The sequence below is a fragment of the Spirochaetia bacterium 38H-sp genome (genome assembly GCA_039023545.1).
GTDB classification, from domain to species: Bacteria; Spirochaetota; Spirochaetia; order Winmispirales; family Winmispiraceae; genus Rarispira; species Rarispira pelagica.
In genome coordinates this window covers 429,458-444,130 of record JBCHKQ010000002.1, presented here as the reverse complement: position 1 = coordinate 444,130, position 14,673 = coordinate 429,458, and the positions used below count along the sequence as shown (strand labels likewise).

Sequence of the window (14,673 nt, the reverse complement as noted above, 5' to 3'; positions counted from 1 at the left end):
CTTAATGGAGCAGTGTTTCTATTATTTCGCTTATGCTTGTTGATTTGCCAGGATATTGTGTCCATCTGGCATTGACTGGAGCAGGGCACTTGTCTGCTGTTATATGCATACATATTGTATTCCAGCACTGGTGTACAAGCAGTTCTATGTCTATACTCTCGCGGGTTATTGTAAAGATTATATTATCCTCATTATATCCTATTATTTCTCCTATGTCGCTTATGAGGCTTTCCATGAGAGCATGGATATATGATAGAAAACGTATGTGTTCTAGTTTCTTGTTTTCTATCATTCCGGAGGTAGAAAGATGAGCTACTGAGAATGCAACAAAATAGATGGAAGTAGGGCTTTGTGTTATTACTTCTTCCAGCTTTTGTTCCAGCTCGGTCATATTAAGCTTTTTATAGACTTGATTCTTAAGATATAGTTCTCTATGTATCTCTGTTAGTCTTGGTGTTGCAAGCTCATGTATCATAGATACTATTGCTTCTGTGAGAGGAAGATTGTCTGTGAGGATACTGTTGTCTATAAATAGCAATGCAACAGGAGTATTGACTCGTACTGTTGGTTGAAAAGCTATCAATAAGGGATTTTTAAGGTTGGCATAATCTCTTGATGATAGTTTTTTTTCCAATATATTACTGTCATTGTCTGTAAATTTTCTAAATTTTTTGCCATCCTCAAATATTTCTGCAAGTTCTTCTGCTGTGAATGACAGTTTATGAGAACTTGTGTTGTCAAGTCCTCTTACTATCCATGGCTCGTATGTTCCGGTGTTATGAGACTGTATAAGAATGGATATTCTATTTGTATCAAAAAGTTCTTCTATCTCTTTTGTCAGTTTTATGAGATATATAAGACATGCTTCCGATGTTGTGAGTGTGTTTACCAGCTTTTGTATTTCTTTGTACAGGTTGATGTTTATGTTATGCTGTACAGCTATATAATCCGTATATAGTTTTTTTTTTCTTCTTCTATTTCTGCAGCAGATTCTCCGAGTCTGCTAAGTATATTGATGTTGTCTTTATACTTTAAAGCTTTTTTAAAAAGACTGGAGTTATCTGCTGCTATATTTTTTGTTTCTATTTCTTTTACTTTTTTCAAGAGTCCCATATTGTCTCCTATTGTTCAAGACCAAGTTCTTCAAACAGTTTTTTATAAGTATCAAAGTAGGGTGAACGTGCAAATTCTTCTATCTTATCCTCCGGAAGTGCTTCTAGGAGCTGATCCATATAGCTGAGTACTGCCTTTAGCTCCTCTTTTAGTTCTGTCGGTAGAGGCTCTGCTTCCTTTGCTTTTGCCTGTTCTGCAGTTTGTTGTACTTCCTCCATGTCTATTTCTTCTGGCAGAGGGGAGCTGATTTCTATAGGTTCTTCGCTATGCAGTAGTATCTCTTCTTCTATTTGGATTTCTTCTGGTTCGCTTGTGGGTTCTTCCTCGCGAGTTTCTTCTTGGACAGTCTCTTCTGTAGATATTTCCTGGAATTCTCCGTATTCTTCTTCTCCTGGAATTTCTATCTCCAGCTCTTCCATCTCTTCTTGTGGAATTTCTATCTCATCTTCTTCCGAAAGCGTATCAGGCTCGCCATCATCAGTACTAATTTCTATTTCCGGTTCTTCTTGTTGCTCTTCTATTTCTGCAGGAGTTTCCTCCAGAGATATTTCTTCTATTCCGGGTGGCAGTATTTCTTCTTCTTTTGCACTTTCCGGTATTTCTGTTATTGCTTCCTGTATTTCTGCTTCTTCCGGCATATCAAGCTCTATTTCTTCTATCTCATTGTTTTCTGGCATCTCTTCCGATATATCCGTATCTATAGGAAGTCCTTCTCCTAGTTCTATCTCATCTTCTGTTTCTTCTGTGTTGAGTGTTAGTTCTATTTCTTCTTCTGTTATATTGGGTATCTCTTCTTCGTCTTCTTCTGGGATGGGAATCTCTTCGTTCTTAAATTCTTCCAGTTCTTTGTTATATTCTTCTATGATTTCTCTTTCTTCTTCTTTGAGCGGTATTTCTCCTATAGCGTCCTCTATTTCTTCTGTAGAAAGGCCCTCCTCTTCCTTTTCTTCTATCTCCGCAGTACTGAGAATATTGTCAAGTTCTTCGCCGGTAAGAGCTATGGTTTCGTCCTCTTCTATGTCTTCTTCAAAAAATCCACCGGAAGCAGCTTCTATTTTTTCTTCTATTTGAGGTGCTTTTTCCTCTGTTGTGGATGGCCTAAGCTGGCTTAATTCTGCCTTGAGGTCAGAGAGCTCTTTCCTTATTGATGAGAGTTCCTGTTCTATCTTTGCAAGTATGTTATTATCTGTCTCCGGTACGACAGGTGCTGATGGGGTTGCTTTCTGCATAGGAGCAATATTTTCTTCTGCAAAGCTTTCTTCTTCTATGGGAGCACTTATATGCTCTGTAACAGCCTCTATATCATTAAAATCTTCTTCCTGAGGCAGCTCAGGCAGCTCAATATCCTCTTCTGCTGATATTGTTTTTTCCACATGTCTGTTCTCTTCTTCTGCTGCTTCAATCGGTTGGAAGTCTTGGTAATCCCCAAGGTTTGTATCCTCTATTGATGCTGTCTCTATAACCTGTTCTTCCAAATCTTCTTCTATAAAATCAGGTTCTTCTTCTGCAGCAAACTCCTCTTCCATGGACTCTTCTGATATTTCTCCCAAATCCATGTCTGAGAGATCTATTTCTTCCATTAATCCATTATCTTGGGCTTCCAGCTCCACGGGTTCTGAGTTATCTTCTCCAGGCAGCTCTAGGTCAATATCCATAAGCGAAGAGTCCTGTAAGTCCGATGGGGTTTCTGTTTCTGCTTCAAACTCTTCTATTTCTATATTCTCAAGCTCGTCGGATGAAAAATCAGGGAGCTCTTCTTCTGTTGTTGCAGCATTTTCTTCTGCCATATCGATACTTACGGTTTCTTCTGCATCGGGCTCGGACATTATATCAAAGGACTCCTGTTCTTCTGATAGCTCTTCTATTGACAAGTCAAACGCATCGGAATCTGTATTTTCTTCTGTGGAAAAGTCCTGCATATCCATCCCGACTATGTCTTCTGCAATTTCTCCGGAATCTTTTGTTTCTGATAAATCCTCAAAGTCTTCTGCAATTTCCTCAGTATCACTAACCCCTTCTGTATCAAAAACAGTATCTTCTGAAGAAAAATCAATACCTTCCAAGTCCGTTTCTATGTCAGTTATATTTTCTTCTAAAGAGAGTTCTGTTTCCGTATCTATATCCTCACCGAAGTTCATAGAAAAATCTTCCTGCTCATCTCGTATGGGAGAGTCAAAGTTTTCTTCCTGAGCTGTAGGCTCAGCATCTTTCTGTTCTTCTATTTCTGGCATATCTGAAATATCAAAGGAAAAGTCTTCATCCTGCCCTTCTAGAAAAATTTCTGGAGTTTCCTTATTATCTTCTATATCGTTTATAAGATTATTTTCTTCTTCTGAGATAAAAGGGGATTCATCAGTTTCTATGTCAAGCTGAGAAAGCTCGTCTTCCGATATATCCTCCGGTCCCTCTTTTACCCATACTCCATATTCTTCCAATTCTGTTGTTTCTAATGATTTTTTTTCTTCTGCCATGTCTGCCCCTATCTCGGGTCTGTTTTTTTGCTTATCGGCACATTTTTTTTGCCTGTTAAGTAATATGTTATGCCAGCTTGCAATCAATGTCAATGAATGAAATAAAAATCCTTTTTTATCTATGTTTTTTACATAGAAGTATCTTGTTTTTTATAAAGTCCATGTGACATTTGCCGTTTTAATAGTAATGAAATGGAGAGTTGTTGTTTCCGCTTATATTGGCTGTCTTATATATTTTATTGGACTTTTTATATGGGGTGAGACGGGTATTATATCTTATAATAAACTAGAAAAAGTCCATGAGGCAATGTCAGATAATATCGTAAGTTTGTCTTTAAAAAACAAACAACTGGAGGACAAACTTGTCCTTTTAAGCACATCTAGTGAGCAGATAAAGAATCATGCAAAATCGCTTTATCTGCTGGAAGAGGATGAAGGCCTTATCTTATTAAAAGGTATATCTCCTCCTGTCACTCATATGAGCCCGGGAACAATCATATATCCCGTAGATACGGGTATAGACAGAACACCGTTTATAAGAGCAGTAGCCCTCTCTGTAGGACTGATTGTTTTTGCTTTAAGCTGGATTCTTATTCCTTCTGTTTCTCCGTCAGTCTCAGAGAAGAGAAAAGTCTATATGGGAAACAGTGGAGGCTTTCATTCTATGCGACGGGCTTCCAGATAGTATCGTTTTTCTTCCGCTTCTCCCAGGGAAAAGCTTTTTCTAGGGAAAACCTTTCTTTTTTGTATGGTTGCAAATACCTCTTCTCTTGGAATGGCAGGTAGAAATATTGCTGTATTTTTACCTGTTTCTGTAAGCTCCATGGTATGCAAATACCCGTGAGTATAATCCATCTTGATATTGTTGTGCTTATCCAACTCGTATTGCACCTGTTCTACAGCAAGTCTGTCCTGATTTAGCTTTACTTTATAAGTTTTTTTACCATCTGATATTATTATCTCATCCTGTTGTATTTGCATGTTATCTGTCAGTTTTGTATTGAGCACCTGAGAATCAGCTGTGACATCAGATAGCATATCCATAGTTGTGTCGGCATTGCAGTCAAAAACAAGTCTATGGATGGGTTCGAATGCAAGGCCCGGGTCATGAATGCTTACAACTTCCACAAGGCTATATCTTGCGGGATGTCCGTCCTTTACTCCGCTGTTTTTCTTCTCTTCCCACAGAGCTTTTGCCGTAGCAAGAGAATGATTGCCGTCCCCTACAGCGGCAACAATCCCGTCATGTTCATTTGCAAGTCCCCTCAAAAAATCCTCAAGTAGGGGAGCAATAAAATCCTTTTCTATAAACCAGCCCCTTACATGACCTCCTTCCTTAAGCAGCTTTGTATCATACACCTCTCTCTTCTGCAGTGTTTTGATAGTCTGCATAAAGCGGTTATCTTTATCGTCCACGAGGAGCATGACATGCGGAAGCTCAAGCACGGCGCCTCGTCTTACCTCAAGTCTAGGTGGTATCCTCTCCGGGACAGTTGCCTCAGTGGGAAGAATCGCAGCATTTTTAGTATCTGTATAAGAGTAGGCCTCCAAATCCGCAGCAATAATCAGCCCGGTTCTTTTCCTGCCGTAAACTGTTGTTCTTTCTGTGATTACTGCTCCCTCCGGAAGTTCCTCCATCAAGCCCTGCTCGAGAAAAGCATGCATATTTTTATGGATCTCATCGATTCTGCCACTAACATCCGTATCCTCCAGATACACCTCCGGCAGAATAAGCTTGAGCGTAGACGGCGCATCACCTATCTGGTCTGCCAGACTCTCCCAATAAGAACGCTGGGAAGTAAACTGGTCACAAGCTATAACCGGCCATTTTGCTATATCCGCCTTTTTTGACGGTAACATAATTTTACACGTCTTTAATACCTTGGGAATAACAACATTCATAAGCTGTACATTATATTTGGACAATCAGATTTTCAAGTGCTTTTACGACTTTGTTTAAAAAAAATAAATTAAATCGAACGCACGGACCTCGCTCTGCTCGGCCCGTGCTGCCTCTGGCAAGAGAAAAGCATAAAAATACTGCCTGCTTTGCATTATATTTGCCGCAGGCAGGAGTAAGTATGCCCATCTGCTTTATGTCGCCCCATAGGGCGACTTGCGACGTTCGGTATAATTTATTTTTTCTTTTTGTCTTTTTCCTCTGGTGCGTCAAACACAACTACAGTACCAGATATGTTAAGCACGTCTCCTGGTTTGAGCTCTTTTTTTGTAGCGGGCTGATTGTTGATAGTGAGGTCTGTGTCTGCTTCTACCACGTATTTTTTCTTATTGGGGTCAAAGACTATGGTTGCAGCCTGAGGGCGCATGTTGGGGTTACCGCTTAGGGTTATGTCCGCAGTTGCGTCTCCTCCGACTATTGTCCTGCCCTCGCTCACCGGAAACATCTTTGTCTTTGTGCCGGGTGCACCGTAAAGAAGGCGTAGGCCTGCCGTATCCGTCTCTTTCTCAAGGCGGAAGAGAATAAGTGCAATCCATAATGCAGCAGGTATTATAAGCAAAAGATAGTGCCAGATGCTCACAGATGTTCTGCTTCTTAGGATGGTACCTGTATAGTAGCTTTGTTGTGCTTCTTTGTCCGTACCGGCAAGCTCTATTCTCACATAGCGCTGTTCTCCCGGTTGCATGGAGGCGTAATAGCTTATTGCATATTCCTGAAGTATTTGCTCCTGTATTGTCGTATATATACTTGCAAGCTCTGTTGCATTGTGTGCATCAAAGACTGTGCCGCCGCTTTGGTAAGCAAGCTCGTGTATCAGCGGGTCTTTTTCTGTGCCAAAGTGTACGACATAACATGTTATGCCTTTCTTTCTTGCAAGCTCTATTGCATAGTCAGGATTGGTATGGCTTCCTGAACCTGCCGGAGGAAAGTTTTCTCCGTCAGATAGGATTATGAGAGCGCGTCTTCCTGTTTCTACAGGGAATTTTTCTATCGCTTCTTCTGCAGCCATGTAAAGCTCTGTGTATGCTTCTTCCTTATCCGGCTTTTTTATCAATTCCAGTGCTGTCTGTATATTAGCTGGATTTTCTGTTATTGGCTGCAGCAGATTATATCTTCTATTAAAAGTTGCAAGGGATATTCTATCCTTCTGCGACAGTAGAGGAAGAAAATCCCTTATTGCTTTTTTTGCGTGTGTTATGCGAAAATCATCGGGGTTATCTGTTTTTTCTCCTGCAAGGTTGTCCCACATGCTGCCTGAGTTATCCAGTAGAAGATAAAAACTGATGCCTTCTTTTCTGTTTATGTCTCTTTCTACTTTTCTTACGGGTACTTTTTGCCACGTATTGTTGTCTGCAGATTCGCTTACTATCAGGTCTTTTGTATCAAGGATTCTCCCCCCTGGTAGGTTATCTGCAAATATGTATGCCCTTACTGTCTGAGACAACAGAAGAGAGCTTGTGTCTATCTGTGTTATGCTTATATTCTGTGCATTAAGTGCTGTTATACACAGCAGTATAAATACAGCAATTATTGTCTTTTTCATGTTTACCTCCTTAGACAAATATACCGTATATAAACTTGGCATTGCCTATAGAAAAGACGTCTTCTCTGCGTAGAATCTTTTCCGCTTCTGTCATATCGTTAACTGTAAGTTTTGCATCTGCATCGGCTCTGGTAAGTGTTATCTTTCCCTTCTTTATGCTTATATATGCATGTAAAGGCTTAACATTGGCATAATCCGCAAGTACTATGTCGCACTTGGGATCGCTTCCTATACTCATACGAGTTTTTACAAGAAGGTATTCCTTGTCTTTGAGCGGTCCGTTTAGAACCTTGATGCTTCCCCATGAAAAGCTGTTTTCAAAAAATGTGTAGAAGGCACTCAAAGAAAGGCCAAAGAGCATGAGCCCGCCAAGTAGTGCGAGGCTGTTTTCTGGATTGCTTTGCCTGATGGCTTCCAAAAGTATTCCGCCAAGGAGGCCTCCGGTTATCCCGCCTGCAAGCCCTGCCATTAGCTTTCTGAGAGAGTTTGCTCTGAGTCCCTCTATCATGGATACAAACACACCGGTTATTGCCCAGCTTACTCCGCTTATTATTATGAGACCTGTTTTTTCTGCTGTTTTCCAGCCCTTTATAACTCCTTCTGCTGCAGAAAACAGAAAATGCTGTCCAAGTAAGATGCCAAGAGCCCCTGCGGCAAGCCCTGCCACTGCTCCAAGCAAAAGCCCTTTAAGAGCCTTGATTCTGGATGATACCACGATTCCTTCAAAGGAGCCAAAAATACTACCAAAGATAAGACCAAAAATCATTCCCTGTACTATTAGAAAAACCAGATAATTGGGAAATGCTGTCTGTACCGACTGGATGCTTAGGATCAATGGCCAGAGCATAGCACCGCCAAGAGCTCCCAGACATAACATTATTATCCTTTTTTGTGTAAGAGACATCTCATTCCTCCTTGTTTATTATTAAGCTATTTTTGTTCTCTTTTATATTGATTGTTATTCTGTCATTTGCTTTGAGTGCCAATACAATCCTTGCTGCTTTTTTACCTTTTTTTGCCTCTATCTCGTATCTTCCAGCTGGAAGCTCCAGCACTTCTTTCCCACCTCTGTAATCAATTTTATGCCATGGGTTATCTCTATTTGCTTGTGGAATATATCTGGTGCCGTTTATAAGAAGAGTTATACCTGACGGTCCATCTATACTTAGTTTAGCAGGTATTGGCACAAGTCGAGCATTGAGATACAGCAGGTCCTGTCCCGGCCGTATGAGTAAAGAATAATTCTCTGTATAATATCCCTCCGCCATTGCTCTGAATTTATAAACCTGTCCTGTAAACAGTTCTCCTTCTTTTATCTCTGCTAAGTTTTTCCACCTGCCTGCATGCAGAACCTCTATCTTTGCATCAGAAATTGGTCTCTCTGTTATTGCATCTTCCACTTTTGTATGTACAGTAAGAGGCCTTGGCACAGGGGACATGAGGTCTATGATTATGTTTTGTGTTTTCTTTTTCTCCGTATAAGAAGAAAAAGGTCTTAGGGATATTGTCTGCCAGTATATTCTGCTGTCTACTGCCAGTTTTATTCTGTATATTCCTGGAGAAATATAAATATTTTTGCTTTTATAAACCAGAGTTCTTGTATCTGATTGCTCTTTATCAAGATCAAGTTTTATATAAGGGTAGGGTGCCGGTGGAATATCCTTATTATCATCTATAAACAGATTAGCCTTGATAAAAAGGTCGTCGGGATTGTTTATCACAGCTGGTACCCTTACAACAAGATTAAAGCCACCGTAAACAGACGATAGAATATTCTTCTGTAGGACTCCGGACTGCCATAAAAAGTAAGAACCAGTGGCTGCCAGGATTATTGCAATACTTATAGAAGCAACAATCGTTGATATCTGCCTTGTAGGCATAATATCTATTTCTGCTTTTGCAGGCTCTCTCACATAAGAAGCAATAACCTTTTTTATTTTTTCTATGTCATATTTTTTTAAGAACTTTTCCAGCCTTTTTATCATAGCCGAGACATCTTTAAATCGTCTTTCAGGATTGGGATTGATTGTCTTTTTTATGATTCTGTTTATGGCAGGAGGAATATCCGGATTTATCTTTTTTGCAGAAAGATATTTGCCTTTCTGTATAAGAACTATTGTTTCCGGTGAAAAATTGCCAGGAAAAGGTTTTTTACCCGTAAGCATCTCGTAGAGCATGACTCCCATGGCATATATATCAGCACGCTTATCCACATGCTTGGAGTCTTTAAACTGTTCTGGCGGCATGTATGACGGAGTGCCAAGGGTCATTCCTTCTCTTGTTATTCCCTCGTCTTCATCCGTATCCAGGGCTGCTATACCAAAGTCCGCAAGCTTTATATCTCCGTTCTTTGATAGTAGTATGTTGGCAGGTTTTATATCTCTATGGATTATACCGTTGTCATGAGCATATTTTAAAGCTCTGCAAACATTGAGAAATATATATGCTGCAACAGGGATAGAAAGATATCGTCTCTTTTTTATCAATAAATCAAGAGACATCCCGTCTATATACTCCATAACAATATAATGAGACCGTCCTTCTACAAAATAGTCATGAACATGAACTATATTGGGATCCTTGCAGTCAAGAAGAATCTTAGCTTCTCTCTTAAACCTCTCTACAATTTCTTTTTTCTGTTTGATTGCAAGTTTCTTTATCACAACATGTCTTTTTAGGCTTGGATGTATGGCCTTATATACTGCTCCCATACCTCCCCGCGCAAGAAGAGAAATAACCTGATATTGATTTATATATTTTTTTTCCTCGCCATTTTCCATAATCATCTCCTCTATCTAAGCTCGATTATATCGCTGTCCGGATCAAAACCCTTATCAGGCTGCATAAACACTACAGATTCTTTATCCGGATTATGTATTTGCACATGCAGTCCGCCTGCCCTAAGTAAAAAACGCTCTGGGACAGGTCTATGCCCGCCAAAAAATACAGCATTCCTGCAATCCGGCAGAAAATCTCTCAGCATTAAGGCTACACTGTTTTCATCAGCCATATCATTATCCGTCCATGTAAGACCATAAACAACATGTGGATTCTCTCTATAATTTATTATTTCGTCTTTTGTATAAGGTTCCATAGGCTCTGCATGAGCTGTCAGAAAATTATTGCCTACGGCAAGAATCGGTAACATATGCTCAAAATTGGCAAAAGTATCCAGAAACTCTTCCCCGTAGAATCTCAGAACATACTCTCTTACCATCTCTCCCTCAAAAACATATTTTCTAAAAGGATGATTCCCATCCCCTTCTTCATTGGCAATGTTCTCATGGTTGCCCTTGAGAAAAAAGAAATTATCGGGGAATTTATTTTTACACATCATTACCATTTCCATAAGAGAAAAGCTTTCCCTCATCTCTTCATCCATGGCATTTCTTTTCTTATAACCTGTGGCATACTCATCAAAGGCCTCTTTCCAGCGTGCTCTGCCGCGTGCCTCGGAGTGAAAACCATCTCCGACGCAAAGCACATTGATTTTACCCTCAAAAAGCATGTCCAAAACAGAAGTGCCGGTAAGAGGCTCAAAACACAAAACCCTATAGAAAAATCCACCACGGGCATGCAAATCTGGCACAATAACAGTGGGAATATTCTTGCTCAAGTATACAAGCCCTCCGGGAAGCCCATCTTTTGCAAGAGGTCTGACAGACGATTTCATATTGAGAAGAGTCTGTATAGTCTTACGCAAAAGCAACAAATACGCCCCTGCTTCGGGCAGGGACGTTCGATTGAGGACACTTTCCAGAGATTTTTTAAAACGTATCATCAGTCTGCAATAGTCTTATTAATTTCTGCAAACTCTTCCGATATTTCCTGTACAACCTTTGTAAGCACTTCTTCCGCCTCATCCGTATCAAGCCCCTTTGTGCTGATGGCAATCTTATAGACAGGAGAACTCTGTTGTATGGGCCCTGTGGAAAACACAACCACGGAATCCGTCTCTATATCATTCTCGATAACAGAGCCCTCTTTTACAGCAGAATCGGGAACATCCACCCTTAATCCTATAGAGGTATACTCAGCACGTCTTCTGCCATCATCAAGAGGCCCTAAAGAAAGAAGAGAACCTGAGTATGTTAGAATAAGAGCCCCTCTTTCCTCATCCTTGGAAAAAAAAGAAACTTCTTCAAAATCGTGTCTTTCTACAGCATCCAGAAAAATTTTTTCTTTCTCCCTCCATGCAGAAGCTAGCTTCTCGTAAGCCTCATCGCTTGCTTCCATGCCGGAAGTTTTTGCCATCTGTTTGATATGCTCCTGGATAACAGGAGATAAAGAATTAAATACTTCCATAACGCCCCCTTCAGGTTTATACTATAATAATATTAACACAATTTCATAAAAAAGGGGTTCAAAAAAAAATGAAACAAAAAAAAATTGACCAATTACCGCAGGAGATTCAAAAACAGATAGAAATGCTTCTATCAGAAGAAGGGCAGAATCTGTCCGAGGAAAAAAAAGAGCTCTATGCAGAACTATGGCATAGCAAGTACAAGCTTTTTGTATCCCAAATACAGGGATTGGGGATGGAGAACCTATCCTGGCTTGCCAGAGATGACAAAAGAGCAGCACTTTTGCTCACATTTTCCGGCTCTCTTATAGGACTTGGACCTCTTACGGAACAAGGCAGGAGCTTTAACTACTATTCCGTAAAATTCAGAACAGATGTACCTGCCTCTGTATCTGCAGCATCCGTACAACTTGCAGATGACATAAAAGAAGGCCATATAGCAAGTTTTGAAAACGCACCTATCAGACAGAGTTCTGCAATATATAAAATAGCAGTCTTTAAGGACGATATAAGCACAGACGATCAGATATTAAGACTAAGAGAAGCTATAACCTATCTTACCAACGGATTTGTAAAAATAAACAGAACAATTAACCCAGAGCTTTCATCGGCAGAACAGCTTACAACAAAAGCAATAATAAGCCAGATAGCAAAAGAAAACGACATCACCCAGAAACAGGCAAAAAAAATAATAGAAGATTATCTGTCTCTCATAGAAACAGGAATGCTATTGGGAGAAAAAGTACGTCTTGGCAGACTTGGTAAACTGCAGCTCCGAGTAAAAGCCGCACAAAAAGCAAGAATGGGCAGAAACCCTGCAACAGGAGAAGAAATCCTTATCCCTGCAAAACCTGCAACACCCGTGCCTGTATTTAGACCCTCATCCTACCTCAAAGAACGCGCAGGACTGACAGACCCCGCCTTCTTGGGTATAGAAGAAGAAACAAGCTACTAAACTATCGCACAATAAGACTTGTTTTACCAATAGTCACTTCATCCCCAGGAGAAAGGCGAACGTACTTATCCGTGGGGATTTTTTTGCCATTAACGTATGTACCATTGGTGCTAGAAAGATCCTTGATATAACAGATGTTTTTAATCTTCTGGATAAACGCATGGTATCTGCTTGCAAGCTTATTATCGATAACAACATCATTGTCTGGAGCCCTGCCGATAGTAATCTTGCCCACAATAGGCAGATTCTTGTTACCAAAAACCAGACAATAAGTCTTCTCCTTTTTGCCAGTGGACTCCAGCCTTTTACCTATGGGACTCGAACCCATAATAGTATCGTCTTGCATATAAGAATTATATCCTTGTTTTATAATAAATACAACATAAAAACAAACAATACCGAACGGCATAAGCGTGCCATCCTTAGCACATAAGCCAAGCCTGACACGCTTATGCCTGCCTGCGGCAAAGGGTGTATTTTAATCTCCTATAACCTGAGCCCTATAGCTCCAGACCTGGTTGGTACTAGTAAATCCAGCTAATTGTAAGTACTGCGCGCTTTCATTGGACAATAATATCTGGATTTTTAATTTTTTTAGAAGGCATATCATCACCATAGTTTCCTTATCAAAATATAAGCCGTGGCTTCTTGTTATAGCTGCCAAGAAAGATACCCCTTATATATACAATTGTGTTGGGTTTATCTAGAGAATCAATAAGGGGAGGGCATATAACAGTCTATGCCAATAAAGATAAAGAGACCAAAAAGACATATATGCTCTGCATTCTTACGGAAAATTATAAAGTGGGAGAACCTTGGATAATAGACTCCGATAGACTAGGAGAAAACGTTGTGTAAACCGCGGAGCAAAAGCCTTTTGTCAGGATATGAAAGCTGCAGAAAGATGGCTTGCAGAGCAGTAAGATAATAAATAAAAAGGCATGCCTCAAAGGCATGCCTTAGTAATAAATCCCTTGGATATTGCTTACTGCAGTTGATACCATCTTACCCAATCAACATACATTGTTACAGGAAACATAGAATCATCGATATCAAATCCTGGCCAGTTTCCGCCTACAGCTATATTAAACAGCAGAAAGAAAGGTGCATGAAATTCTTCTGTGCTATTTACGTTGTCTGTAATATTCATCTCATGATATTGTACTCCATCTATGTACCAGCGTATTGCAGTATTATCCCATTCTATAGAATAAATATGCCATTGGGTTATGTCTGCGGTATAGCTGTTACCATAATAAACATGATTACCGTTTACATCCCAGTGTGCAGTGCCATATACATCTGGGTCAAGGTTTACATGCTCCATCAGGTCTATTTCTCCACAAGCAGGCCAGCTCACAGAGGATATGTTGTTACCAAGCATCCAGAAAGCAGGCCATAGTCCACTTCCTGTGCTGGATAGTTTTAATCTTGCTTCTATCTTTCCGTAAGTTTTAAATACCTTGTCTTGAGTCTTTATTCTGCCTGATGTATAGGATTTCCCTCTATAGGATTCTTTGAGTGCAGTAATTTGCAAATATCCATCTTGAACCTTCACATTATCTGTTCTGTCTGTATAGTACTGGAGTTCATTATTCCCCCAGCCGCTTCCACCTGTATCGTATGACCAGTTGTTTGTATCCAGGTTTATACCGTCAAACTCATCACTCCATACAAGTGTATATGTTCCACTAGGCGTGGTAGAACTTGAGTCATTTCCCTGATATGTGAACTTTATCCAGTTGAGATTCCATCCGCCTGATGAGGCATATATCCCAAGAGCATGATCACCCCCTGGAATAAACACTGTTGTAGAGACAGTAGTCCACGTCTGATCGCTACCTGTTCTTGGTATATCAACTCCCCCTATTACTATGGAGCCAGAATCAAGGTCTACGCTCATTTTTCCGCCTGGTTTTTTTGCAGCTACCCGAAACTCGATAAGATATGTTCCTTCTTCATAGTACATACTGTTGTAGGCCATCCAATCACCTGTATCTATGGATGTTACATTTAATCCGCCTTCAGAACATGCTTCTGTCGTAACTCCGTTTGTTGCAACATAGTTCTCAGCCTCTATTATCCAACTGTCTCCTACAGAAATAGTTCTTATAGGTATTTGAGCAGTTAGTTGATTGATTTCTTCTATGTTACATGATATTGTTAACAACAGAAGAGTAAAAAAAATCAGTGCTAGTTTTGATAAGTTTTTCATTTAGCCCTCCTATGGGTTTTGTTATTTGGTGCAGGTGGCGGCCTGCACCTTTTTTGTTGTTATCGTTAACATTATTTTACACCTTATACTACACTTGTCAAGAAAAAAAAGAT

14 protein-coding genes are annotated in these 14,673 nt (G+C 40.1%); 3 read left to right on the top strand and 11 right to left on the bottom strand.

Going from position 1 to position 14,673, the window contains the following annotated elements; genetic code table 11:
- Position 1 precedes the first annotated feature (1 nt).
- The 3 genes from WKV44_05875 to WKV44_05865 all read right to left on the bottom strand — a co-directional run bounded on the left by WKV44_05875 (position 2) and on the right by WKV44_05865 (position 3,584).
- Positions 2 to 634 carry a hypothetical protein gene (locus WKV44_05875; GenBank protein ID MEM5948065.1) on the bottom strand — a complete coding sequence of 211 codons (633 nt, stop codon included), beginning with the start codon at positions 632 to 634 and terminating at the stop codon, positions 2 to 4.
- Positions 635 to 939: 305 nt separating this feature from the next.
- Positions 940 to 1,113 (bottom strand): hypothetical protein, encoded by a 174-nt coding sequence (locus WKV44_05870; GenBank protein MEM5948064.1) that lies wholly within the window; start codon positions 1,111 to 1,113, stop codon positions 940 to 942.
- Between the two features lie 8 nt (positions 1,114 to 1,121).
- Entirely contained in the window at positions 1,122 to 3,584 is a 2,463-nt protein-coding gene (locus tag WKV44_05865) for a hypothetical protein (protein MEM5948063.1), read from the bottom strand.
- 187 nt (positions 3,585 to 3,771) lie between these two features.
- Here WKV44_05865 and WKV44_05860 point away from each other — a divergent pair, with 187 nt between their 5' ends.
- Positions 3,772 to 4,269, top strand: coding sequence for a septum formation initiator family protein (locus WKV44_05860; protein ID MEM5948062.1), 498 nt, complete (start codon positions 3,772 to 3,774; stop codon positions 4,267 to 4,269).
- Here WKV44_05860 and WKV44_05855 read toward each other — a convergent pair.
- The 6 genes from WKV44_05855 to WKV44_05830 all read right to left on the bottom strand — a co-directional run bounded on the left by WKV44_05855 (position 4,242) and on the right by WKV44_05830 (position 11,392).
- The gene (locus WKV44_05855) at positions 4,242 to 5,486 is read right to left on the bottom strand and encodes a DUF1015 domain-containing protein (protein ID MEM5948061.1); all 1,245 of its coding nucleotides are present in this window, start codon (positions 5,484 to 5,486) and stop codon (positions 4,242 to 4,244) included. The genes WKV44_05860 and WKV44_05855 overlap by 28 nt on opposite strands.
- Positions 5,487 to 5,719: 233 nt before the next feature.
- A complete protein-coding gene (locus WKV44_05850) occupies positions 5,720 to 7,087 on the bottom strand; it encodes a VWA domain-containing protein (protein MEM5948060.1) in 1,368 nt (455 codons plus the stop codon).
- A gap of 10 nt (positions 7,088 to 7,097) precedes the next feature.
- Positions 7,098 to 7,991: an FHA domain-containing protein gene (locus WKV44_05845; GenBank protein ID MEM5948059.1), complete on the bottom strand. Its 894-nt coding sequence runs from the start codon at positions 7,989 to 7,991 to the stop codon at positions 7,098 to 7,100.
- A 1-nt stretch (position 7,992) separates the two neighbouring features.
- The gene (locus WKV44_05840; GenBank protein MEM5948058.1) at positions 7,993 to 9,867 is read right to left on the bottom strand and encodes a serine/threonine-protein kinase; all 1,875 of its coding nucleotides are present in this window, start codon (positions 9,865 to 9,867) and stop codon (positions 7,993 to 7,995) included.
- Positions 9,868 to 9,878: 11 nt separating this feature from the next.
- Positions 9,879 to 10,868 carry a metallophosphoesterase gene (locus WKV44_05835; protein ID MEM5948057.1) on the bottom strand — a complete coding sequence of 330 codons (990 nt, stop codon included), beginning with the start codon at positions 10,866 to 10,868 and terminating at the stop codon, positions 9,879 to 9,881.
- Entirely contained in the window at positions 10,868 to 11,392 is a 525-nt protein-coding gene (locus WKV44_05830) for a hypothetical protein (protein MEM5948056.1), read from the bottom strand. Before WKV44_05830 ends, WKV44_05835 begins: the two co-directional genes overlap by 1 nt.
- A 68-nt stretch (positions 11,393 to 11,460) precedes the next feature.
- Here WKV44_05830 and WKV44_05825 point away from each other — a divergent pair, with 68 nt between their 5' ends.
- Complete coding sequence (locus tag WKV44_05825; GenBank protein ID MEM5948055.1) at positions 11,461 to 12,345, top strand: HU family DNA-binding protein; 885 nt, start codon at positions 11,461 to 11,463, stop codon at positions 12,343 to 12,345.
- A 1-nt stretch (position 12,346) separates the two neighbouring features.
- Here WKV44_05825 and WKV44_05820 read toward each other — a convergent pair whose 3' ends face one another.
- Positions 12,347 to 12,691: an FHA domain-containing protein gene (locus tag WKV44_05820; GenBank protein ID MEM5948054.1), complete on the bottom strand. Its 345-nt coding sequence runs from the start codon at positions 12,689 to 12,691 to the stop codon at positions 12,347 to 12,349.
- Positions 12,692 to 13,038: 347 nt separating this feature from the next.
- Between WKV44_05820 and WKV44_05815 the strand changes: the two genes are divergently transcribed.
- Positions 13,039 to 13,203 (top strand): hypothetical protein, encoded by a 165-nt coding sequence (locus WKV44_05815; protein MEM5948053.1) that lies wholly within the window; start codon positions 13,039 to 13,041, stop codon positions 13,201 to 13,203.
- A gap of 127 nt (positions 13,204 to 13,330) precedes the next feature.
- Here the strand turns inward: WKV44_05815 and WKV44_05810 are convergent, their stop codons facing one another.
- Positions 13,331 to 14,560: a family 16 glycosylhydrolase gene (locus tag WKV44_05810; protein ID MEM5948052.1), complete on the bottom strand. Its 1,230-nt coding sequence runs from the start codon at positions 14,558 to 14,560 to the stop codon at positions 13,331 to 13,333.
- Between the last annotated feature and the right edge of the window lie 113 nt (positions 14,561 to 14,673).

Bases quoted from the DNA above. Each gene is read 5' to 3' on its own strand.
- WKV44_05870 (MEM5948064.1), bottom strand. From the start codon at position 1,113: ATGGGACTCTTGAAAAAAGTAAAAGAAATAGAAACAAAAAATATAGCA.
- WKV44_05865 (MEM5948063.1), bottom strand. From the start codon at position 3,584: ATGGCAGAAGAAAAAAAATCATTAGAAACAACAGAATTGGAAGAATAT.
- WKV44_05860 (MEM5948062.1), top strand. From the start codon at position 3,772: ATGAAATGGAGAGTTGTTGTTTCCGCTTATATTGGCTGTCTTATATAT.
- WKV44_05855 (MEM5948061.1), bottom strand. From the start codon at position 5,486: ATGAATGTTGTTATTCCCAAGGTATTAAAGACGTGTAAAATTATGTTA.
- WKV44_05850 (MEM5948060.1), bottom strand. From the start codon at position 7,087: ATGAAAAAGACAATAATTGCTGTATTTATACTGCTGTGTATAACAGCA.
- WKV44_05845 (MEM5948059.1), bottom strand. From the start codon at position 7,991: ATGTCTCTTACACAAAAAAGGATAATAATGTTATGTCTGGGAGCTCTT.
- WKV44_05840 (MEM5948058.1), bottom strand. From the start codon at position 9,867: ATGGAAAATGGCGAGGAAAAAAAATATATAAATCAATATCAGGTTATT.
- WKV44_05835 (MEM5948057.1), bottom strand. From the start codon at position 10,868: ATGATACGTTTTAAAAAATCTCTGGAAAGTGTCCTCAATCGAACGTCC.
- WKV44_05830 (MEM5948056.1), bottom strand. From the start codon at position 11,392: ATGGAAGTATTTAATTCTTTATCTCCTGTTATCCAGGAGCATATCAAA.
- WKV44_05825 (MEM5948055.1), top strand. From the start codon at position 11,461: ATGAAACAAAAAAAAATTGACCAATTACCGCAGGAGATTCAAAAACAG.
- WKV44_05820 (MEM5948054.1), bottom strand. From the start codon at position 12,691: ATGCAAGACGATACTATTATGGGTTCGAGTCCCATAGGTAAAAGGCTG.
- WKV44_05810 (MEM5948052.1), bottom strand. From the start codon at position 14,560: ATGAAAAACTTATCAAAACTAGCACTGATTTTTTTTACTCTTCTGTTG.